At 41.2% G+C, this 21,809-nt stretch carries 16 protein-coding genes; 9 read left to right on the top strand and 7 right to left on the bottom strand.

Features of this window, described 5'->3' with window-relative positions:
* Positions 1 to 18: 18 nt before the first annotated feature.
* The 5 genes from ACU696_RS13990 (at position 19) to ACU696_RS13970 (ending at position 7,568) form a co-directional block, all read left to right on the top strand.
* Entirely contained in the window at positions 19 to 2,601 is a 2,583-nt protein-coding gene (locus ACU696_RS13990; protein ID WP_213637438.1) for a molybdopterin-dependent oxidoreductase, read from the top strand.
* A gap of 13 nt (positions 2,602 to 2,614) precedes the next feature.
* Positions 2,615 to 3,157: a DMSO/selenate family reductase complex B subunit gene (locus ACU696_RS13985; RefSeq protein ID WP_004264054.1), complete on the top strand. Its 543-nt coding sequence runs from the start codon at positions 2,615 to 2,617 to the stop codon at positions 3,155 to 3,157.
* A gap of 11 nt (positions 3,158 to 3,168) precedes the next feature.
* A complete protein-coding gene (locus tag ACU696_RS13980) occupies positions 3,169 to 4,023 on the top strand; it encodes a dimethyl sulfoxide reductase anchor subunit family protein (RefSeq protein WP_209101432.1) in 855 nt (284 codons plus the stop codon).
* 257 nt (positions 4,024 to 4,280) lie between these two features.
* Positions 4,281 to 6,404, top strand: coding sequence for a TonB-dependent receptor family protein (locus ACU696_RS13975; protein ID WP_109911293.1), 2,124 nt, complete (start codon positions 4,281 to 4,283; stop codon positions 6,402 to 6,404).
* 18 nt (positions 6,405 to 6,422) lie between these two features.
* Positions 6,423 to 7,568, top strand: coding sequence for an ABC transporter substrate-binding protein (locus ACU696_RS13970; RefSeq protein WP_198634920.1), 1,146 nt, complete (start codon positions 6,423 to 6,425; stop codon positions 7,566 to 7,568).
* A gap of 74 nt (positions 7,569 to 7,642) precedes the next feature.
* Here ACU696_RS13970 and ACU696_RS13965 read toward each other — a convergent pair whose 3' ends face one another.
* Genes ACU696_RS13965 through ACU696_RS13955 form a run of 3 tightly spaced genes read right to left on the bottom strand, consistent with a single transcriptional unit; the run spans position 7,643 to position 11,631 of the window.
* Positions 7,643 to 9,463, bottom strand: a complete 1,821-nt coding sequence (locus ACU696_RS13965; protein WP_117161964.1) for a CocE/NonD family hydrolase — start codon at positions 9,461 to 9,463, stop codon at positions 7,643 to 7,645.
* Between the two features lie 4 nt (positions 9,464 to 9,467).
* The gene (locus tag ACU696_RS13960) at positions 9,468 to 10,883 is read right to left on the bottom strand and encodes a YfcC family protein (protein WP_226537839.1); all 1,416 of its coding nucleotides are present in this window, start codon (positions 10,881 to 10,883) and stop codon (positions 9,468 to 9,470) included.
* Positions 10,884 to 10,908: 25 nt separating this feature from the next.
* A complete protein-coding gene (locus ACU696_RS13955; RefSeq protein ID WP_117161963.1) occupies positions 10,909 to 11,631 on the bottom strand; it encodes an IclR family transcriptional regulator in 723 nt (240 codons plus the stop codon).
* 464 nt (positions 11,632 to 12,095) lie between these two features.
* Here ACU696_RS13955 and ACU696_RS13950 point away from each other — a divergent pair, with 464 nt between their 5' ends.
* Positions 12,096 to 13,076: a Gfo/Idh/MocA family protein gene (locus ACU696_RS13950; RefSeq protein ID WP_209101436.1), complete on the top strand. Its 981-nt coding sequence runs from the start codon at positions 12,096 to 12,098 to the stop codon at positions 13,074 to 13,076.
* A 38-nt stretch (positions 13,077 to 13,114) separates the two neighbouring features.
* Here ACU696_RS13950 and ACU696_RS13945 read toward each other — a convergent pair whose 3' ends face one another.
* Positions 13,115 to 14,764 carry an alpha-keto acid decarboxylase family protein gene (locus tag ACU696_RS13945; protein WP_164529350.1) on the bottom strand — a complete coding sequence of 550 codons (1,650 nt, stop codon included), beginning with the start codon at positions 14,762 to 14,764 and terminating at the stop codon, positions 13,115 to 13,117.
* Between the two features lie 124 nt (positions 14,765 to 14,888).
* Between ACU696_RS13945 and ACU696_RS13940 the strand changes: the two genes are divergently transcribed.
* Complete coding sequence (locus tag ACU696_RS13940; RefSeq protein ID WP_117161962.1) at positions 14,889 to 15,782, top strand: LysR family transcriptional regulator; 894 nt, start codon at positions 14,889 to 14,891, stop codon at positions 15,780 to 15,782.
* A gap of 69 nt (positions 15,783 to 15,851) precedes the next feature.
* Here ACU696_RS13940 and ACU696_RS13935 read toward each other — a convergent pair whose 3' ends face one another.
* The gene (locus ACU696_RS13935) at positions 15,852 to 17,030 is read right to left on the bottom strand and encodes a calcium:proton antiporter (RefSeq protein ID WP_110731894.1); all 1,179 of its coding nucleotides are present in this window, start codon (positions 17,028 to 17,030) and stop codon (positions 15,852 to 15,854) included.
* Between the two features lie 456 nt (positions 17,031 to 17,486).
* Here ACU696_RS13935 and ACU696_RS13930 point away from each other — a divergent pair, with 456 nt between their 5' ends.
* Complete coding sequence (locus ACU696_RS13930) at positions 17,487 to 19,100, top strand: GMC family oxidoreductase (RefSeq protein WP_123382012.1); 1,614 nt, start codon at positions 17,487 to 17,489, stop codon at positions 19,098 to 19,100.
* A gap of 104 nt (positions 19,101 to 19,204) precedes the next feature.
* Here the strand turns inward: ACU696_RS13930 and ychF are convergent, their stop codons facing one another.
* Both ychF and pth read right to left on the bottom strand, forming a co-directional pair.
* Positions 19,205 to 20,296: a redox-regulated ATPase YchF gene (gene ychF, locus ACU696_RS13925; protein ID WP_004910600.1), complete on the bottom strand. Its 1,092-nt coding sequence runs from the start codon at positions 20,294 to 20,296 to the stop codon at positions 19,205 to 19,207.
* Positions 20,297 to 20,398: 102 nt separating this feature from the next.
* A complete protein-coding gene (gene pth, locus ACU696_RS13920) occupies positions 20,399 to 20,989 on the bottom strand; it encodes an aminoacyl-tRNA hydrolase (protein WP_004910601.1) in 591 nt (196 codons plus the stop codon).
* Between the two features lie 299 nt (positions 20,990 to 21,288).
* Here pth and ychH point away from each other — a divergent pair, with 299 nt between their 5' ends.
* Positions 21,289 to 21,561: a stress-induced protein YchH gene (gene ychH, locus ACU696_RS13915; protein WP_004910602.1), complete on the top strand. Its 273-nt coding sequence runs from the start codon at positions 21,289 to 21,291 to the stop codon at positions 21,559 to 21,561.
* Positions 21,562 to 21,809 lie beyond the last annotated feature (248 nt).

Genomic DNA, 21,809 nt, shown 5'->3' with positions numbered 1-21,809 from the left:
AATGAAGAGGTAAGAGCAATGTCAGAAAGACAGAAAATAGCCTTGAGTCGCCGTTCATTTATAGCTTGGACATCGGCGGCATCAGTGATGGCTACGTTACCGCTGAGTAAGCAATTATATGCGGCAACACCAGAGGAAGAAAAAGCGGTTGAGCAAGCAACTGATGCGGTCACTCAAGGGAAATGGAAGCCCGTGGCCTGCTGGCATAACTGTGGTGGCCGCTGTGTTAATAAAGCATTGGTGGTTGATGGCGTAGTTGTTAGGCAAAAAACCGATGATGTAGTTGCGGACTCACCTGATTTCCCACAACAACGAGGTTGTTTACGTGGCCGTTCACAACGTAAACAAGTCTTTGGCGCAGATCGCTTAAAATATCCAATGAAGCGTAAAGGCTGGGCTCCCGGTGGTGGAGATAAAAGCTTGCGAGGCCGAGACCAATGGGTGCGCATCAGTTGGGATGAAGCATTAGATATTGTGGCATCAGAATCGAAACGTATTAAAGAAAAATATGGGAATGAATCGATTTGGATCACTGGCGGTAATGGTGTTGATATCCAAAACGTTTATGCGAAAGCCGGGGGATTTGTTGGCGATTGGGGAACAACCTCATGGGGGGCATGGTTTGAAACACCGGCGCATTTAGGGTTACTTGAAGGGTTTTATACTTTTGGTACCAATGACCGCTTTGATATGCGTAACTCCCAGTTAATCGTGATGTGGGGAGCAAACCCAGCGTGGAGCAGCCCTGGTAGCCCAACTTATAATTACTATCAAGCGAAAAAAGCGGGAGCGCGCTTTATTAGTATTGACCCAAGTTATACGACCACGGCAGAGTTAATGGATGCAGACTGGTACCCTATCAACCCCGGTACTGACCATGCTTTAGCTCTGGGTATCATGTCTGCGTTATTAGAAATGGATAGCCCTGACAACCCATTGATTGATTGGGATTTCTTACGCCGTTGTACGGTTGGTTTTGATGAAAATAATATGCCAGCAGGCGCTGACCCAAAAGGTAACTTCAAAGATTATCTGTTAGGCACCTACACGGGAGAGCCTAAAACACCAGAGTGGGCCTCTAATATTTGTGGTCTGTCAGCTAGCGATATTCGCAAGTTAGCGCGTGAAATCGGCGGCACTAACCGAGTCGCATTGCTTACCGGTTGGGCGCCTGCTCGAATCCATAACGGTGAAGGATGGGTGCAAGCATTCTCAACATTAGGCTTTATGACTGGCCATATGGGAAGGCCTGGTCGCATGACTGGGGTCAGCTGCCACTTCGCAGCTGGAAATAATGGCACGCGGCTCGTAATGGCCGGAGCAAGTGGGTTACCTTCAATCCCAAACCCGGTTAGCTTGAAAATTAATCACAATGAGCTTAACCGTGCATTATTAGAGAAAAGATTCCGCCAACGTGGTGTAGGGGATGTCGATGCAAATATCCAAATGATAATTCACCCGTTTAATGCGACACTGCAAACACGAGCTAATATTTCGCAAAGTGTTGAAGCTTATCGTAAAGATGTGGAACTGATTGTAACTGCAGCATATGTTCCACATACTTGTGCTAAATATTCGGATATCGTCTTACCCGTGACGACAGAGTGGGAACGAGAAGGAACCATATTAAATCCAAGTAACCGCGAAGTTATTATAGCTGCGGTGAATGTAACTCCGCCACTTTATGAGGCGAGAAGTGACCAGTGGATTGCCAAAGAAATAGGTAAACGTCTGGGGATTGATATCGATGAGGTTTTTCCTGTTTCGGAAAAACAACAATTTTTTAATAAACTCAATGGCGCAACGATTATTGGTGAAGATGGTAAGACCACAGAGCCATTAATCACCATTACCCAAGCGGATATTGATGAATGGCAAGTAACAGGTAAGCCACAGCAAGGCCGAATTACCCTCAACGAATTTCTTACTGTTGGGAAATACCAAGTCAAGCGTACTTCTGGTGATAACTATAGTTATATTGCCTATGAAGATTTTATTCGCGACCCTCAAGCCAATCCACGACCAACACCGAGTGGTAAGTTCGAAATTTACTGCCAAACATTAGTCGAAAAAGCCGATGAATGTGGTTGGACGAAATTACCTCCCATTCCTGAATATATCCCATCCGCGAGCGGTTATGAGGCAAGTTTTAGCGACTTCTCGAAGAAGGAAAAAGGGGATTATCCATTCCAAATCTATAACCCACACTACTTACGTCGCTCTCACAGCACGCTTGATAACGTGCCTTGGTTGCGTGAACAGTGGCCAAGTCCAATTTATATCAATGCGTCTGATGCTAAACGTTTAGGTATTAAACACGGTGAAACTGTGTTGATAACGAGCCCACAGGGAAAAATTGTGCGTCCCGCATTGGTGACACAAACGATGAAGCCGGGTGTGGTGGCATTACCACATGGAAGTTGGACAAATGTTGATGAAAAAACAGGGATAGATATGGCGGGAGCCGACAATACGCTAACTATTCAGGTCCCTACAGGGCTTGGGACGTCAGGGTGGAACACGATGCTATGTAATATTGAAAAATGGCATGGAGACCAGCTAGTTCCAGATGCTGCAATTCCACAGCGTATTATTTTTTAGGGGGCAATAAGAAATGGATAAACAAGTTGGATTTTATATTAATGTTGCCACTTGCATTGGTTGTAAAACCTGTGTTGTTGCGTGTAAAGACAAAAATGATCTTGAGGTCGGGCGCAACTTTCGTCGTGTGTATGATATTGAAGTAGGTGAATATCCACGTCCTCGGACTTGGCATTTGTCTATTGCCTGTAACCATTGCGATGACCCGCAATGTGTCAGCCATTGCCCTACTACCGCAATGCACAAACGAGAGGAAGATGGTGTTGTATTAGTCGACCATGATAAATGTGTGGGGTGCCGCTATTGCACATGGGCTTGTCCATACGAGGCACCTCAGTTCGATGCCAGTATTGGAATGATGACTAAGTGCGACACTTGTCTTGATCTCCGTGAAAAGGGCGGAAATCCAATGTGTGTGGATTCTTGTCCTATGCGTGCGATTGAGTTCGGCCTAATTAGCGAATTACGTAAAAAATATGGCTCGAATGCAGATATTGCAGGGTTACCTAGTTCAAGTATTACCAAACCGAACTTGGTTGTCGGTACAAAAGGATAAGGAGAATTATCATGCATGAATTTCCATTGGTGGTTTTCACCTTATTTATGCAAGCTTCTGTAGGGTGCTTGCTAGTTTCATTGGTGTGCTATTTTCGTGTACTTGAAGGCGGAAATAACCGACAAAGCGTCCAGTTTATTAAACTGCCTATTTTAGCAAGTTTTATTCTGGGCTGTGTTGGGTTGTTAGGCTCACTATTTCATATGGGGAACCCGCTACACATGTTTTACACCATGTTGCATGTGTCGACCTCATGGATGAGCCGTGAAGTGTGGGCGACGGCAATCTATATGGCGCTCTTGTTTTTCATTATCGCACTGCTATTGCTTAAACAAAATGCGAATGCGTTGCTACTGCTGCTGAGTGCGTTAGCCGGTATTATCTATATGTATGCAATGTCAGCATTATACACTAATACCTTGTTTAACTTATGGAATGGGTTATTTACCTACGCCAGTTTCTTTGGTGCGGTATTATTGCTTGGTGGTGTGGTAGCGGCATTGTTACTGGTAGGTTCTTTACGTCGCCATGGCAAAGAAGAGCAATTAAAACGTGTGGTTAAAATTGCGCTAGGTATTGGTGTTATAGGAATTTTACTCATGTTTCTGGGCGCATTATCTCTACTAGGGAATATGGGAGAGCCAATTTTTATGGGAATGACACCACGTGAACTCCCTGATGGTTTAGTGAGCTTAAGCATTGTTAGAATCATACTTATTGCATTAGGGGTATTGTTTGTCGGTCGTTTACTGTGTCAAAAAAGTGGGCACAATCTGAATGCAACATTCGTCATGTCACTGGCAACACTCTGTATTTTTGTTGGCGAGGGAGTTGGTCGGGTAGTGTTTTTCTCACTAGGCGGTTAGTTCTTATTAGAAGTAAAATATTATCTGTTTTGCTTTTAACCATATGATGTCGTTAAGTAATATGCTCCGAGGGGAAATTTTCCCTCGGATTTTTTAGTTTTCTTCAGTTCTTTTCATTCTAAATCAAAAACAATAACCCTTTATATAATAAGGAATTAAGCTAGAGTAATTTCAAAATAAATAGTAAATTAAGTTGATTATCTGTAATAATTCTAATTATCATTATTGCTCTTAATCTCCTTTGTTACGTATTCCTTATGAATTTAAAAACTAGCAAACTACTCATACCATTAGCAATTTCAGCTACATTAGCGCCTTATTATGTTTTCGCTGTTGATAATTCAAGAAATGATCAAATTACAGTTACAGGTAATTGGCTTGAAAATACTGAAGATGGTGAGGTGGTATTTAATCACCCAGGTGCTCGAACAGTAAGATCTCAACAGCAAATTAAAGAATCGGGCAGTGAAACCATCGGGGATGCTTTAAAAGGTATCCCAGGGGTGCAGGTACGCGAAAGTAATGGGACAGGGGGGAGCGATGTTTCCTTAAATGTAGGGGTACGAGGGTTAACCTCACGTCTTTCACCGCGCTCAACGATTTTACTCGATGGTATGCCATTAGCCGCTGCGCCTTATGGTCAACCTCAGTTGTCGATGTCACCATTATCACTAGGTAGTATTGAATCTATTGATGTGATCCGTGGAGGGGCTTCTGTGCGTTATGGGCCGCAAAATGTGGGTGGCGTAATTAACTTTGTGACTAAACCTATCCCGAAAGACTTTTCTGGGGGTGTTTCACTTCAAACTCAAGGAGCTAAAACGGGAGGGCTAAAGACACTGGTGGATGCGTCCGTGGGGGGCTCAAAAGCGGATGATTCAGCGGGAGCGCTATTGCTGTACTCAGGGTTACACGGGCAAGGCTACCGTAAAAGCAACGATAATACTGATATTGATGACCTGATTTTAAAAACCCGTTATGCCATAACAGATAACGACGAACTACTGGCTAATTTTCATTACTATCATGCGATGTCAGGTATGCCTGGAGGGTTGACTCAAGCGCAATATAATGCGGACCCTTTCCAATCAACACGGCCTTATGACCGTTTTGAAGGCAATCGACAAGATATGTCATTGAAATACAAACATGAAGAAGATGACAAGCAATTTGAGTTAATGACATGGTTTAGTAAAAGTTATCGGGGTAGTTACATAGAAAGTGAGCATAAAGATAAAGCGAATGAAAGGCGTTTAGTTTCTTACCCTCGCCACTATACCGCTTATGCCATTGAACCGAGTTATTCGCAATTATTCCGTTTTAATGATATTTCACACGAAGTGACAGTGGGGTATCGCTATTTAAATGAGACCGCAGACGAAAAAGCTTACCGTTCAAATTGGTACCAAACGGGTACTCAAAGTTCGCGGCCGAGTACCAATGATTATTATCAACACACATCGGGTGGAACAGAAGCCCATGCGATTTATCTTGATGACACTATTGATGTTGGCAACTGGACAGTGATCCCCGGGATCCGCTATGAGAACATTAATATTCATTTAAATGATAGTTTTAAAAACCAAAATAGAAGTAAGCGCTATAGCGAACCACTTCCTGCGCTGGCCGTGATCTATCATATTGATGATGAATGGAAGCTATTTGCCAATGCGAGTACGTCATTCGGCAGTTTACAGTACTTTCAATTGAATACTAAAGGGGTTGGGAATTCCCCTGCGAATGGGTTAAGTGCAGAAAAAGCCCATAACTACGAAGTGGGGACTAAATACGATAATACCGCGCTATCCCTTGAGGCGACCTTATTCTATATCGATTTTGATGACCAACTGCTTTATGTTGAAAATACAACGGGTTGGACAAATTTGGGCGCCACAACTCACCAAGGTGTGGAATTGGCGGCAAGGTATAACCTGTCTGACCTGAGCGATAAATTGGATGGTATCAGTGTATACAGCACCTATACCTACACGAAAGCGGTTAGTAAAAAAGGTGACTTTGCCCATAAAGATTTACCGTTTTATTCACGACAGGTCTTTACCGCAGGTGGCCGTTATGAAACGGGAAATTGGGTATGGAACTTAAATACCTATGCGCAATCTACCCAAGAATCGCCAGGAACATCAAGCCATTATGTAACAAAACCCAGTGCGGATGGTCGATACGGAACAATCCCCGGTTATATGGTATGGGATGCACGAGGTGAGTACCATTTTGGTAAAAGTTTATCTGATTTAACGTTATCTGCTGGTATTAAAAATCTTTTTGATCAAACCTATTTTACACGTTCTACGGATAATAATTATGGTATCTATGTGGGGCAGCCAAGAACTTACTATGTTCAAGCATCCGTAAAATTTTAATAAATACAAGGCAAAACAATGATAATGAGAAAAATTATCAATATATTCGTGCTGATTTTTGGCGTAGTTAGCCTACTATTTTCGACTAGTAGCTTATCCGCACCTATCACGGTGACGGATATAGCGGGTAGGGACGTAACCGTCAATGCGCCGGTATCTCGAGTGATGCTGGCAGATAGCCGCGTTTTGGTTGCGCTGAATATATTACATCCACAAAATCCACTAAAAGGGATTATTGCTTGGGATGATGCGTTAATAAAAAAAGCGCCTGACCTGAGTGTGGCTTATAGTAAAAAATTCCCAGAATTAAGCAAGATCTCTGTTTTCCCAAACCCGTATACAACGGACTTTAGCGTTGAGAAAGCGTTGGTTGCACAGCCAGATTTGCTCATTTTTGATATTGGCTTAAAGAGTAAGCTCACAGAAAGTGGCACTCTATCATTATTGGAAAAAAGTGGCTTACCTGTGATTTTTATCGATTTTAGACAATATCCACTGAAAAACACCCTGCCGAGTATGACGTTATTGGGCCAAGTATTTGGTGAGGAACAACAAGCGCAAGCATTTAATCAGTTTTACCAGCAAAAGTTAGACTTAATCCGTTCAAGAGTGGCTAAACTTAGTCAAGAGCAACGTCCAAGCGTATTTATTGAACGAGCCGCTGGTATCCAAGGTGAAGATTATTGCTGTAAAACGTTTGGTAATGGCAATTTTGGTGAATTTGTTGAAGCAGCTGGTGGAAATAACCTAGGTTCCCAATGGTTCAGTATTGGAATGGGGGGAGAAATCAGTGAAGAACAACTGATTCACAGCAACCCGGACTACTATTTAATGACGGCAGCAGATTGGGATAACACTCGTAAAGGTAGTGCTTCTGTGCCATTAGGATATACCGGAAATAAACAAACTTCTTTGGCTAGGCTGAATAAGCTAATGGATCGCCCTAAATTTCGTTCATTATCTGCCTTCAAAAACAAACAAGTATTGGCACTCTATCAGCAATATTATGATACGCCATTTAATATTATTGCGGTGGAAGCAATTGCAAAATTCATCCACCCTGAGCTGTTTGCAGACCTTGATCCGCAAGCAGATAGCGATTACTTACATAAAACGTTCACTGCCTTAGAAGGTGATGGTGTGTTTTGGGTTCAAGCGGAATAATTATCTTCTCATGTAGCCCGCTTTAGCGCTGTTGGCAGCTAAAGTGGGCAAATAGTTTATTAGCTAATAATAGTTTAAGCCTCGTTGATCACCGGCAAAATAATTTTTGACGGGTGCTCACTAGAAAAATGTAGGCTATTACAGGCTATTTTCCACGTTCTGTCACCTGCGATAGTTTTACCTGTATTTGTATTGAAGTCATACTTAGGGAAGTTGCTACTAGAAATATCTAATCGGATACGGTGCCCTTTTGCGAAACGATTTGCACAGGCAAAGGGCTTAATTTTCACTTCGACAATTTCATTGGGTGTTAATAATTCCTTTTTCTCATATCCATGCCGAAAACGGCAGCGAATAATGCCATCTGTAATATTCATGGCATAACCTTGTGGGTAATCGGCACTAGGTGGGTAAACATCAATAAGCTTTGCAGTAAAATCCGTATCTAAAGCATCACTACTGATCCAAAGCGACACCTCTATTTCACCAGCTAAACAGACATCTGTTTGTAATTCTTCGGTTTCGAAAACTAAGACATCACAACGGGCAGAAAGAGGTAGGTTATTTTGTTTACTACCAAAAAATTGCGGTAATTCACGTTGGTTAAAAGCTCCTCCCCAAAATATCGGTTGGCCTGAAGTTAAGGCGCCGCCAATGGTAGGGACTGGGTGCTTAGGGTCATAACAATAGGATATTGAGGCTGTTTTAGTGTAGGGGTGAAGAGATAATTTGTTATCTGGCCACAAATAATATGCAGTTTTTTCAGTATTTGCTAAAGGCCATTGATGGCAGTTAAGCCATTTTCCACCATGCTCTATACGCCCTTGTCGGTTACGTTTACCGCTTCCACCACCCATCATAAATATCGTTACATCTTCATGATTGTTTTTGGAATTTTCATTTTTTAAGTGGGCTTCAAACCAGTTCAACCGGCAAGAAAGCCAACTTTCACTGACATTGTTATCAAATGCGGCGATATCACCGAACTCTGCGTCACCACTATGCGTGATATTGCGGTCACCATGGAGCCAAGGGCCCATGATTAATTTTTGAGGTGATTGTTTTTTAGTAACAAATGCATGATAGTTATCTAATGTTGAACTGACATAGGCATCATACCAACTGGACATGAATAATACTGGGATATCAGGTATTTGATCATAATAGCCTTCAGCATAGATGCCGATTTTCTGCCAATAATCGGAAAAACACTCTTCTTCCCATTGTTCAAATAAATACGATTCATATTCAGGGACGTGTTTAAGCAATGTTTGTCCTTGATACCATGGCATTGTTGTGAACCACTCATGGACATTTTCTTGTTCGAGTGCAGCTAAAATATCGGGAGATTGCTGGGCGAGTGGGCTTAGTTTAGCTTGTTTAAATGCCCAAGTTGCTTGTTTGAGTTCAAAAGCGCCTCCTTGACGGATCCCACATTGATAGGCGTTGGCAAATCCACCGGAATCCAGCACCATCGTGTGTAAGCCTGGTGGGTTTAGACACGCCATTGCTAATTGTGTATGAGCGGCATAAGAGAGGCCCATTGAACCTATTTTGCCATTACACCAGGGTTTTTCCATAATCCATTGTAATGTATCAAAACCATCTTCGGCTTCATTAATATATTTTGTGAACTTTCCTTCGGACTCATAGCGTCCACGGCAATCCTGATACACAACAATAAAACCATACTCATTGAAGTATTTCGCCATTTCCTGGCGTGTTATTTGCTGGCCTGATACCGTTTTTTCCGAACGAGAAGGTGCGCTTTTATCATAGGGGGTTCGCTCTATAATAACGGGAAAAGACGTAGTTGATTGAGTTTGTGGAAAGTAAACATCGGTAGATAGCATTATTCCATCACGCATTTTTATCCGGTAATTCTTCATATCCATTTTATTAATACCCTATGGTCACGGCGATAGTCAGTAAGCCGATACTGATTGCCATAAAAATTAAAAATAGCGGTAAAATATACTTCGCCCAAGTAGTCCAACTTACGCCTGCCGTAGCTAAGAAGATTAATAACCCACTGGATGTTGGTGTGATCATGTTAGTCAGCCCATTACCCATTAAAAATGCAAAAACGGTTGTTTGAGGAGAAACACCAGAAATTTCACCAACGGGGCCTAAAATTGGCATTGTGACAGCGGCTTGCCCAGACGTTGATGGAATGGCAATGTCTAATAATAGTTGAGAAATAAACATGCTATATGATGAAACATAAGGACCGTGATTACCGACTAGTCCAACTAATTGATGAATAATGGTATCGAGAATTTTACCTTGAGAAAGAATAATTTCGACCGCAGTCGCTAACCCAATTAACACTCCTGCGATAAGGACTTTTTTCATTCCACTGACAAATGCGTTAGCAGCAGCACTTGCGGTTAAACCACTACAAAAAGTTAAAATGACACTTAAGAATAAATAGTAAGCAGATAAATCATTATTTTTCCAATGCCAGCGATTAGATGCATAGACTAAAAATGCAACACCGATAGCTAAGACAATTAACATAAGTTTATGACGATGGGTTAATTGTGTGGTTTGATTATGTTCTTCAACCACATAGCTTGTGAGTGTCGTTTTACGAATACTATAGAAAATAAATAAAATACCGAGTGTAATAAAAATAAGGTACGCTGCAATCCGCATACTTAAACCACTAAAAACCGGTAGACCAACAAGCGGTTGTGCGATAGAAAGTGCATATGGATTGGTGATGGAGGCGAGGTATCCTACCTTAACCGCAATCGCTACAATGGCAAGCCCAATAAGTTCATTCAACCCAACGCGTTTCACTAAGGCAATAACCATGGGAATAACCAAAAGATACTCTTTGGCTAACCCCATAAAGGTACTTCCCATGGAAAATACAATCATTAAGAAAGGGATCAACAAATAGATATTGCCTCGGGTGACGTGAAGCAACCGTTCTAACCCTGATTCTATTGCCCCTGTTTTATTGAGAATTCCAAACATTCCTCCGATGAATAGAACCATATAAATAAGCGGTGATTGTTTAACAATTCCTTCGGGGATCGCTTTAAACAGTTGAGGTAAACTGACGGGAGCGGCAGTACCTTCTGCTGATTTTTCAGTACCTAATAATTGCTCTAACGTGATGTCTTTAGTGATAGTTTGGTAAGAGTCCGGAATGACTTTTTTACCATCGCGCTCATATTGGCCTGAATTAACAAAATAAGTCATTAAAAAGGCAATGATAACAATAGTTAACATTACTAAAACTGGATTCATTTGCCAGCCTGGTGGTGACGATGGAGTTTGTATAGTGTTGTTTGTTGGTTGCATGGTGTTGTCTCTTTTATTGTATTAATTATGAGTCGTAACCGAGCTGCCTTGATATGCGTAAAGCAGACAGAAGCAGTTGTTCAGTCATATCTTGTTCTTTTTCATCAGAAAAACGGCTTAGTGGTAAGCTAATGCTCAGTGAAGCAATGCATTCCCCGTGTTGTGAAAAGATAGGTGCGGCAATAGCACCGATACCTGCGGTTAATTCGCCTCGGGTAATGGAAAAACCTTGTGAGCGTATGGTGGCAATTGATTTTTCAATTGAGGGATTCTTTTCAATAAAATGTGCTTGAACATCTTTAGGGGAGTAAGCCAATAGTACTCTGCCTGACGCTCCAGATCCTAACGGCCGGCGATTGCCAGCTTCACTGCGTACTTGAAGTGATTGCCCTGATGGCTTATGAAGAACTTGTAAAATTTCACCGTTGTCACGTATACGCATTTGAATGTTTTCATCAAAACGTTGACGGAGTTGCTCTGCTTCAACTTCTGCGACTTGGATATAGTTTATTTGCTGGCGAGCGCAATTCCCCAAGCTTAATAATTGATGGCCTAAATGATAGGTCACTGGGTTTTCATTTTTTTGCACGAAATGACGGTTTTCTAACGTGCATAATAAACGGTATACCTTGGATTTATTCATGCCAGATAAGCGTGCAAGTTCACTTAATCCAAGATTGTTTTTTTCACCTAATAGCATTAATAACAATAAAGCATCATCAACGGCAGTGACAATATTCTCTTTCATCTTAACCTCGGTTGGTTTATACAGTAAACCATTGGTTTATTTGATAAAATTAGCATGGAGAATAATAAAAAATGATTCAAGAGAGTTGTTAATAAATTGTGATGTGAGTTAGGGTTTTAAAAAGGTTTATGTCAGTGAAAAAAAGAAAAATGAAATATTTATAAGATAAAACAATTGGTTATATAAAACGTAAAATGAGAAAGTTTTGCTGACAACGTGAATAGAAATTATTGTAAATGGGAAGCTAATCGTCATTTATGGCGGTTATTTGGTTCACCTAGTGAAATTGGCTCGTACATCAGTAATAAATAAAAGAACCTCCAGTGAAAAAATGTGTCATTTTTATTGAATTTTTAAGGAGAAAATACGGGAATGGCAGAGATTATCAAAAAGCATCGAAGATATTTCTTAAATAATGAGCCTTATGGCAAAATGAAATTCACTTTTCTTAATGGATAACAGAGATGAAACTAGCGCTGGTCGGTTCTGGAAAAATAATCATGTCGGCTCTTGATGCTTTAATACAGGTGCAAGGGATAGAGCTAGTCGCACTGTGTGTTCGGGCGGAAAGTATTGAAAAGGGACAGGTTATTTGCCAACAATTCGGTATAGCAAAGTTGTATACTGATTATCAAAAGTTGTTACAAGACCCTGATGTTGAGGTGATATACATAGGTTTGCCAAATCATTTACATTATCAGTATACCTTTGATGCATTGATGGCTGACAAACATGTGGTATGCGAAAAACCGTTTACACCAAATTGGCAACAGTTGCAGACGTTAATTTCCATTTCACAGACTAGGGGGCTTTTTTTGTTTGAAGCCATTACGTCTATTCATACCCCTGAATTTCACTTTATCAAGCAACACATTGATAAAATAGGTGAAATCAAAGTGATTCACGGTAATTATTCCCAATATTCAAGTCGATACAATGACTATTTGCAAGGCCGTATTCATGCTGCTTTTGACCCACAGCAAGCAGGCGGTGCGCTCTATGATATTAATTTATATAACATTTATTTGTTATCAGCCTTGATGGGAGCACCCAATAGTAGCCACTATATTTGTAATAAAGGATTTAATGGAATTGATACATCAGGGGTACTAACGGCCCATTTTGAGCGTTCAGTTGCATCTTGTGTGGGAGCGAAAGATTCGGCGAGCCCCGGTTACTTTATTATTCAAGGCACCAAAGGGCATATTCGTATCACTGGAGCCCCAAGCCTTTGCCAGTCAGTCGAGGTTTGTATTGATGGGGAAATATCCAACGTATCTCGGGATGCAACAATCAATCATATGGTCTATGAGTTTGCATTCTTTCGTGAGCAAATTGCTAGTAAAAACCATGCTAAATGCGATGAATTGCTTGAATTAGCATTAATTGTCTCAAAAATATTGCACCAATCACGAAACGATGTAGGGCTGGTATTTACATCATAAAGACATTGGCAGCGCAATGGCTGCCATAATTTGTCAATTTAAAATGAATATAAAGATGCTACTGATTTACCAAGTTTTTCTGCAAGCTCAGATGCGGCATATCTATCCATAACTACCTCAATATAGGCCGCATGGTTCGATAGTTCGGCCTGCTTAATCGCATTGTCTAATTCATTGCAGTTGGTTACACGCTGACAATACCAATCATTACAACCTAATGCGGCGGGGAGCTGTGCATAATTCCATTGGGGTAAGTCGTTGTAATAGGCTTCCGGATTTTTACACAGAAGTCGTTCAATTAAATAGCCATCATTATTTAGGACGAAAATAATCGGTTTTAAACCAAAGCGGGCAAACTGGCTAATCTCTTGGGCCGTGAGTTGGTGAGAACCTTCCCCAGTCACTAAAATAACTCGCTTCTGTGGCTCTGCAATTGCTGCACCAAAGGCTGCGGGAGTGGCCCAGCCGATAGATCCCCATAATGTTTGGTTGTGAAATTGTGCATTTTCAGGTAATAAAGCAAAACCTAACCCCATAGATGCTGTTCCCGTTTCTGCAATAATAATGTCGTCCTTACGGAACATTTTTTCTAGGCGAGGGTACAAATATGAGGCGGTAATTTGGCCATTTTCACCTTGCTGCGGTGATCCTAATCCTTGAGCTTTGAGCCCGGCATGGTTAAGTGAGGGCGCAAGTTCTTTTAATTTATCTAACACATCTTTCATCAATACATTCGGGTAGATAGCGGAACCCACTTTCACATGGTCAGAAAGAATGTTAATACAGCTTTCAGGGGCAATCGTTGCGGTAAAGCTGCCGGTGTTGAAGTCCGTTAATACTGCACCGATCCCCATAACACAGTCACAGCTCTCGACGAATTCTCGCACATCAGGGTTCATTAGTTTTCCATTATAAATCCCCATATATTGAGAGTTAGATTCGCTTAATACCCCTTTATCCATAAACATGGTGGCATAAGGTAGGCCAGTTTTCTGAATAATAGCCTCAACATCAGTCGTTAAGCCGAAACGAGCCGTTAAAATCCCAGGAATAATACAGGCTTTTGTACTCGATGTGAGTTTTTCAACAATAGCGGTAACCGCAGCTGATAATGACTTGCTATGACTTTTATTTATAGTGATAGTTTCAGGTGTTTCATCTGCTTTAATTGGCATAACAGCATAGTCAGAAGGGAAACCTAAATAAACGGGTCGAGATTCTTGTAAAGCGGTTGTAATTAAACGTTCTGTTTCGGCAATACAATTTTCAGGCGTTAAAATAGCGTGAGCACAGCTTAAATGTTGGCTCATTTGATAAAACACATCGAAATCACCATTTCCTAGGGTATGGTGAACTAAACGGTGTTTTTTTTGAACTCCGCTTGCTGGCATACCAACAAGATGAAAAACGGGAAGATGTTCGGCATAAGCGCCAGCAATACCATTTAAGGCACTGAGTTCGCCGACACCAAAAGTGGTTGATAACGCTGCGGCACCTTTCACACGGGCATAACCATCCGCAGCATATGAGGCATTGAGTTCATTGCAGTTGCCAATCCAGCGCATATTTTCACTTTCACATACTGCATCTTCAATAGGGAATGCGTAGTCACCAGCAACACCAAAAATATCGTGAATACCGATTTGGTAAAGTCTATCTAATACGTATTCGATAACCGTCTTATTCATCATGCTGATCTCCGTTAATCGTCTAGCTTATAGTTCTAAGTTGAATTATTTTTATCGTTTATTATGCTTTAAAGGAAATCACTTAAACTCATTCTATCTATAACTAAAAATTATAGGGGGCGAAATGGACATTCGTTCATTACGTTATTTTGTTGAAGTTGTGCAGCTCAATGGTTTTAGCCGCGCGGCAGAAAGTTTATTTGTAACGCAACCAGCGGTTAGCCGTAGTATTAAAAAATTAGAAGATGAACTTGGTTATACTTTGCTGATTAGGGAAGTCGATGGCGTTAAATTAACGGAGGAAGGGGATATTTTATTGGCTCATGCTAGACAAATTCTTTCACAATTTGGCAGTATGAAAAAAGCGTTACTGGAAAGGTCAGGCCCTATATCTGGAGTACTACCCGTGGGGCTACCACCCGTGATAGCATCGACCTATTTTGCTGATATTATTATGGCTTTTAGCCGACGTTATCCACAGGTGGAACTGAAAATTCTTGAGTTGGGTACACGCAAAATGCGAGAGGCAATGCTAAATGGTGAAGTTGAAACTGCCGCCGTGATGTTACCTTTTGCTGATGACCGCTTTGAAGTACACCCTTTTTCAACCGACCGATTAATGCTATTGGTTAGCAACCAACATCCACTTGCAATACGTGAATTTGTTAAATTTAGTGAAATAGCCGATGAGCCTTTTATTTTCTTTTCTGATGATTTTCTAATTAATGAACTTGTTGTTAGTGCTTGCGGTGTTTATGGTAAAAAACCCACTATTTCTGGGCGTAGTAGTCATTTAGATTTGGTGACAGCCATGGTAAGAGCTGGGGTAGGGATAACGCTACTTCCGGACAGTATGTGGCAGAACGCCAGTTCAGTGGGGGTATCCGTTATTCCAGTTATTGAGCCAATATTGGCTTACGACATTGCTTTAGCGACAGTAAAAAACCACCATCAAAGCCGTCGTGCACAAGCATGGCATGATTTGGCTTTGGATATGTTAAGAATAAGGAAAGTGTGAGCGAGGCTAACATAAAATTTGATACCCAATCGAGTATTTTCTTATGCAGCCTTCACGTTTTGTCAGCCACTACGGATAAAATAGAATAAGCCCAAATACAGCAAAGATGGCAAGGTGTATCCAACCTTGAATGGGAGATGTTTTCTGACCATTAAATGAAAGCATAGTCAGTAACATGGTGATTGCGAATAAAACAATTTCCGCGTTAGAAATCCCCATAATGACTTGTTTACCGGTAATAATGCCGATAATTAATACTGCTGGCACAGTTAAACCTACTGTTGAGACAAATGCGCCTTGGCAAAGGTTTATCGCTCGTTGCATTTCATTATTCATTGCCGCTTTTACTGCTGTGATTGATTCAGGTGTAAATACGATAATGGCGATCAGGACACCACCGACTGCTGCTGGTGCTCCTAAGGCTTCAATTCCGTAATCAGTCACGATGGCTAAATAATGCGCAAGTAACACAATAGGGAGTATCAGCCCAATTAACACACAAGAACGAATAATAATCGTTTTTTTGTTTGACTCAGCGTGGTTATCTTTCTTTTCGACATTATTGTCTGCCAAAGCATCGCTAGCTGAAATGTATTGTTCTGGGACATTCATCAGCCCTTTAGGCGGCTGGATAAAAAATCGTCGGTGACCTCGCATCTGCATCCACAAGAAAGCACCATAGATAAGTATAGTAATACCTGAAATACCAATGGCTTGCGTATGGGAATACTCCCCTTGGCTAGAGGTATAATTTGGTAGGATTAACGCTAAACCAGTCAGTAATACGATCATTGAAAGATAACTGTTGGTTCCTTGCGTATTATATTCTTGTTCACCATTTCTAGCTGAACCTGCGAGTAAGCAGATACCTACGACGAGGTTCATGATAATCATCATCACGGCGAATATGGAATCACGCCCAATAGTTGGAAAATCACCGGGACCTAGTAGAACCGAGGCAATAAGAATGACTTCAATTAAGACAATAGATAAAGTCAGGATCAGCGTTCCGTATGGCTCACCCAATTGTTCAGCAAGATGGTCAGCCTCTTTAACGACACCAAAGGAAGCGGTGAGAATTGTAATGAACAGCAGTAAAAAAATCCAAGTTGCACTAAATGCAGAAAGACTGTCATTAAGTAATGTTTCGCCACTTAAAATAAAGAAAATGACGACTAACCAAGAGCCGATTAACCGGCTCCAAGTTGTTAACGGGATGAGTGGACTATTGAAACAGAAGCGCCCCATATTGTTTTCCTTTAGAAGAAAGGGCCGTCCCTGTTGCTGATACGCACTTGAGGTCGTCCTCAAGCCGAAAGAATATTAATCGGTCATTACTATAGCATTCATCTATTATCTTGCAACTCCTGCATGGAAATAAGCTTTATAGTCGCGCTGATAACATCGAAGGGGATTGTGACTCGCTTAAACACGATAAAATAAGATATTTCTATATGACAGATTACTTATTAGCTAGCTATAAACATTCATTTATTAATAAAGATTGGATTAGGTTTAAGTATTGACTTTGCTTAAAATTTTTCTTGAATAAACAATGTTTATTAAGAGCCAATAATAATTACATAAGAAATTATTTTTGATTTTAATCACATATGTGGAATATTGTTCATACATTAATGAATTAAAAGCACTATTGTTAAAAAAATGAAAATAGATTGTTTGTTTTATTTGACGGGGTGACAAATGAGCGCAGTAAAATATGATTATATTATTGTAGGTGCGGGTTCTGCCGGTTGTGTTCTTGCTGCTCGGTTGATCCAAGAGACGCAATCCAAAGTATTACTTATTGAAGCGGGTGGTAGCGATAACCACTTGTTTATTCGTATGCCAGCTGGCGTGGCGAAAATTATTGCCCAAAAAAGTTGGCCTTATGAAACTGAGCCAGAGCCTCACGCGAATAACCGTAAAATGCAAATTGCCCAAGGGAAAGTGTTGGGGGGAAGTAGTTCTGTCAATGGAATGATTTATATCCGAGGCCAGAAACAAGATTATGATAATTGGGCTCTAAATTACGGCTGTGAAGGCTGGGGATACTCGGATGTATTGCCATGGTTTAAAAAGGCAGAGAGTAATGAAAGCCTGACAGGAGAATACCATGGAACAGAAGGCCCACTTCCTGTCAGTGAAAATAGATACCGGCACCCATTATCAATGGCATTTATTCGTGCAGCGCAAGAGCATGGTCTTCCTTATGTCAATGACCTTAATGGGGAAAGCCAGCAAGGAACAAGCTTTTACCAGACGACAACGCATAATGGAGAAAGAGCCAGTACATCAAGAACCTATTTAAAATCAGTGGAAAAGAGTGATAAGTTGACATTAAAGCTTGGCACTCAAGTGAACCGTATCATCATTCGCGATGGCCGCGCGATTGGTGTTGCCTATCAAGGGAAAAATGGTCATGAAGTTGAGACATTTGCCAGTTGCGAAGTATTGGTCTGTTCGGGTGCGATGGGCTCTGCAAAATTATTGATGCTATCAGGTATCGGGCCAGAGGAGCACTTGTCTTCGTTGGGGATCCATACTCATGCGAATCTACCTGTTGGTAAAAATTTTCATGACCACCTACATATGTCAATTAACGTCACGACTAAGCAGCCAATAAGTTTATTCGGCGCAGACCAAGGTTTAAATGCGATTAAACACGGGGTCGAGTGGATGGTATTTCGCAGTGGACTGCTCACCTCTAACGTTTTAGAAGGCGCTGCATTTAAAGACAGCTGCAACCAAGGCCGTCCTGATGTACAAATTCACTTTTTACCTATTTTAGATAGCTGGGATGATGTTCCTGGTGAGCCTCTGCCCGCAGCCCACGGCTTTTCATTAAAGGTCGGGTACTTACAACCTAAGTCCCGTGGTGAAGTTTTATTGCGCAGCACAGACCCACAAGCCCCACTAAAAATTCACGCTAATTATCTTGCCTCACCCGAAGATATGGAAGGTTGCAAACGTGCGGTTAAGTTTGGCTTAGATGTATTGGACTCCCCTTCATTACAAGTGCTAAGCAAAGAGGTTCTAATGCCACCTGCTTCTGTACGTCATGATGACGCTCAACTTGAAGAGTTTGTCCGAAATTTTTGTAAAACGGTTTACCATCCTGTGGGAACTTGTCGTATGGGAACGGATACCACAACATCAGTGACTGATTTGCGGTTACGTGTACATGGTATTGAAAACTTACGTGTCGTGGACTGTTCTGTGATGCCTGAAATTCCAAGTGGCAATACCAACGCACCAACGATAATGATTGCAGAACGCGCCGCAGCGATGATTATAGAAGATAGGAACGCAAATTAACCTTGTGATAGGCTGATATAGAAAAAACAGCATAAAACCAAGGTAACACCTGAGCTTTATGCTGTTTCAATAAACTTAAGGTACGTTATAGACCAATTGTGGTACTACACATTAAACAAGAAGTTCAGCACATCGCCGTCTTTAACGATATAGTCTTTACCTTCTGCGCGCATTTTACCGGCTTCTTTTGCGCCTTGCTCACCACGGTACTGGATAAAATCATCAAATGCGATAGTTTGCGCACGGATAAAGCCTTTTTCAAAGTCAGTATGGATTTTACCTGCGGCTTGTGGTGCCGTTGCACCGACAGGGATAGTCCATGCACGCACTTCTTTCACCCCAGCAGTAAAATAAGTTTGCAGGTTTAATAACTGATAGCCGGCACGAATAACACGGTTAAGACCCGGTTCTTCAATACCTAAATCAGCCATAAACTCATCGCGCTCTTCGTCTTCAAGTTCTGCAATATCAGACTCAATCGCTGCACAGACGGGAACAACTACAGAGCCTTCGGCTTCTGCAATTTTATACACCACATCTAAGAAGGGATTATTTTCAAAACCATCTTCATTAACGTTAGCAATGTACATCGTTGGCTTTAATGTTAAGAAGCTCAAGTAGCGGATAGCGGCTTTATCTTCATTAGATAACTCTAATGTACGCAACATACCTGCTTGCTCTAGGTGCGGCAAACATTTTTCTAATGCTTCTAATTCTGCTTTTGCGTCTTTATCGCCACCTTTTGCGCGTTTTTGGACACGATGGATAGCGCGCTCACAGGTATCAAGGTCAGCAAGTGCTAATTCAGTATTAATGACTTCAATATCTGCGGCAGGGTCAACTTGGCCTGCAACGTGGATGATATTGTCATTTTCAAAACAACGAACAACGTGACCAATGGCTTCGGTTTCACGGATATTCGTTAAAAATTGGTTACCTAGGCCTTCACCTTTAGATGCCCCTTTGACTAAGCCCGCGATATCCACGAACTCCATCGTAGTTGGTAAAATACGCTGTGGCTTCACAATTTCAGCTAATTGATCAAGACGTGGGTCTGGCATTGGCACAACACCCGTGTTTGGTTCAATTGTACAGAAAGGGAAGTTGGCTGCTTCGATGCCGGCTTTGGTCAATGCATTAAACAGAGTGGATTTACCCACGTTAGGCAGACCAACGATACCGCATTTAAAACCCATATGTTTCTCACCTTAATAGCGAGGGGCAGACATACGCTGCACCCAATGTTTAGAAATTGGCGCTGATTATACACAAAAAGTCGATTCGGATGAAATGAACTCTTATGCAGTTGCTTTGAAGCCATGTAGACGATTGATGGCTTTGTCCATTCCGTCTGCTAGCAGAATATCTGTACACCTAGCCGCTTCATCAATTGCATCATCAATGAGTTTTTGCTCAGATAACGGTGGCTTACCCAAAACAAAGCCAACCACTTTGTTTTTATCACCCGGGTGGCCAATACCTATGCGTAAACGATAAAAATTCGGGTTATTGGCGAATTTACTTTGAATATCTTTCAACCCATTGTGGCCGCCATTGCTGCCCCCTAATTTCATTTTAGCTACACCGGGGGGTAAATCGAGTTCATCATGGGCGACTAAAATTTCATCGAGATTGATGCGATAAAAATTGGCTATAGCGGCAACCGACTTACCACTTAGGTTCATAAATGTGGTTGGAACCAGCAGACGGATGTCATTACCGCCCATATTAATACGTGCGGTATAACCAAAAAACTTTGCTTCTTCTTTCAATGGCTGATTATGGCGCTCAGCCAGTAAATCAACATACCATGCACCTGCATTATGGCGCGTTTGTGCATATTCAGCACCCGGATTGGCAAGTCCAACAATTAACTTAATTTTGCTCACGGTGGTGATTTCACTATCAGTTATGAAAATAATGCCCTAGTTTACCTTGTGAAATGCAGGATGTACAAAATTGTGATGGATAAAGTAACTATGATTATAATTGCTTAATAAACTATTCGGGCTTTCTGATTTTTTGATGAAAAGCATTTTTTGTACAGATATTCTTGCTAACTTCCTTCCTTGTGATGTCTATCGCAAAAAATTTTACTTAATGCACTATAATCATTACATAAATATAAAGTATGACCGAATTTATTTACACATGCTTGCTTATCAGTTTACTGGTACTGGAGGTATATATGAAACGGAAAAGCGCTCATCTTCTTGGTAATGTCTTCATGGGAATCGGAATGGTGTTGATGATCGGGAGTATCGGTGTCAACTTATTCTCTCATATCGTTAACTTAGGCCTTTCAGAACTTATCACGAACGGTTCCTTATTCGGCATTTTTATCGGTGCGATGGTATGGTTAGTCGGTGCTAGGATCGGCGGCCGTGAAAAAGTTGCAGACCGTTACTGGCAATTGAAACAACAATATCATTCACGCAGAGATAATCACCGCTATCCATAACATAAATAGTCTAGAGCAATTAATTGCTGATAATGGTGAACGAGTTTGATAATTAGGCATTAAGAAGAGTGAAATCCCAAAGAATTTTGCTCTTTTGTCGTGAATATTGTTAGTTATTTTAGATGGCTATTTTTGTCGTTTCATAATGTGAAATCACCACTATGATCGGTGATAAAATATAAAAATGAGCCCCAGTGGCTTTTTCTGCCAAAATCATAAAGCCCCTGCAAATGACATTGCAGGGGCTT

The sequence above is a fragment of the Providencia sp. PROV_01 genome (genome assembly GCF_053098325.1).
This window is presented reverse-complemented; position numbering and strand designations above follow the sequence as displayed.

What these genes read in the sequence shown, in the direction of transcription:
- ACU696_RS13990 (WP_213637438.1), top strand. Translation starts at nt 19, where the DNA reads ATGTCAGAAAGACAGAAAATAGCCTTGAGTCGCCGTTCATTTATAGCT.
- ACU696_RS13985 (WP_004264054.1), top strand. Translation starts at nt 2,615, where the DNA reads ATGGATAAACAAGTTGGATTTTATATTAATGTTGCCACTTGCATTGGT.
- ACU696_RS13980 (WP_209101432.1), top strand. Translation starts at nt 3,169, where the DNA reads ATGCATGAATTTCCATTGGTGGTTTTCACCTTATTTATGCAAGCTTCT.
- ACU696_RS13975 (WP_109911293.1), top strand. Translation starts at nt 4,281, where the DNA reads ATGAATTTAAAAACTAGCAAACTACTCATACCATTAGCAATTTCAGCT.
- ACU696_RS13970 (WP_198634920.1), top strand. Translation starts at nt 6,423, where the DNA reads ATGATAATGAGAAAAATTATCAATATATTCGTGCTGATTTTTGGCGTA.
- ACU696_RS13965 (WP_117161964.1), bottom strand. Translation starts at nt 9,463, where the DNA reads ATGGATATGAAGAATTACCGGATAAAAATGCGTGATGGAATAATGCTA.
- ACU696_RS13960 (WP_226537839.1), bottom strand. Translation starts at nt 10,883, where the DNA reads ATGCAACCAACAAACAACACTATACAAACTCCATCGTCACCACCAGGC.
- ACU696_RS13955 (WP_117161963.1), bottom strand. Translation starts at nt 11,631, where the DNA reads ATGAAAGAGAATATTGTCACTGCCGTTGATGATGCTTTATTGTTATTA.
- ACU696_RS13950 (WP_209101436.1), top strand. Translation starts at nt 12,096, where the DNA reads ATGAAACTAGCGCTGGTCGGTTCTGGAAAAATAATCATGTCGGCTCTT.
- ACU696_RS13945 (WP_164529350.1), bottom strand. Translation starts at nt 14,764, where the DNA reads ATGAATAAGACGGTTATCGAATACGTATTAGATAGACTTTACCAAATC.
- ACU696_RS13940 (WP_117161962.1), top strand. Translation starts at nt 14,889, where the DNA reads ATGGACATTCGTTCATTACGTTATTTTGTTGAAGTTGTGCAGCTCAAT.
- ACU696_RS13935 (WP_110731894.1), bottom strand. Translation starts at nt 17,030, where the DNA reads ATGGGGCGCTTCTGTTTCAATAGTCCACTCATCCCGTTAACAACTTGG.
- ACU696_RS13930 (WP_123382012.1), top strand. Translation starts at nt 17,487, where the DNA reads ATGAGCGCAGTAAAATATGATTATATTATTGTAGGTGCGGGTTCTGCC.
- ychF (WP_004910600.1), bottom strand. Translation starts at nt 20,296, where the DNA reads ATGGGTTTTAAATGCGGTATCGTTGGTCTGCCTAACGTGGGTAAATCC.
- ychH (WP_004910602.1), top strand. Translation starts at nt 21,289, where the DNA reads ATGAAACGGAAAAGCGCTCATCTTCTTGGTAATGTCTTCATGGGAATC.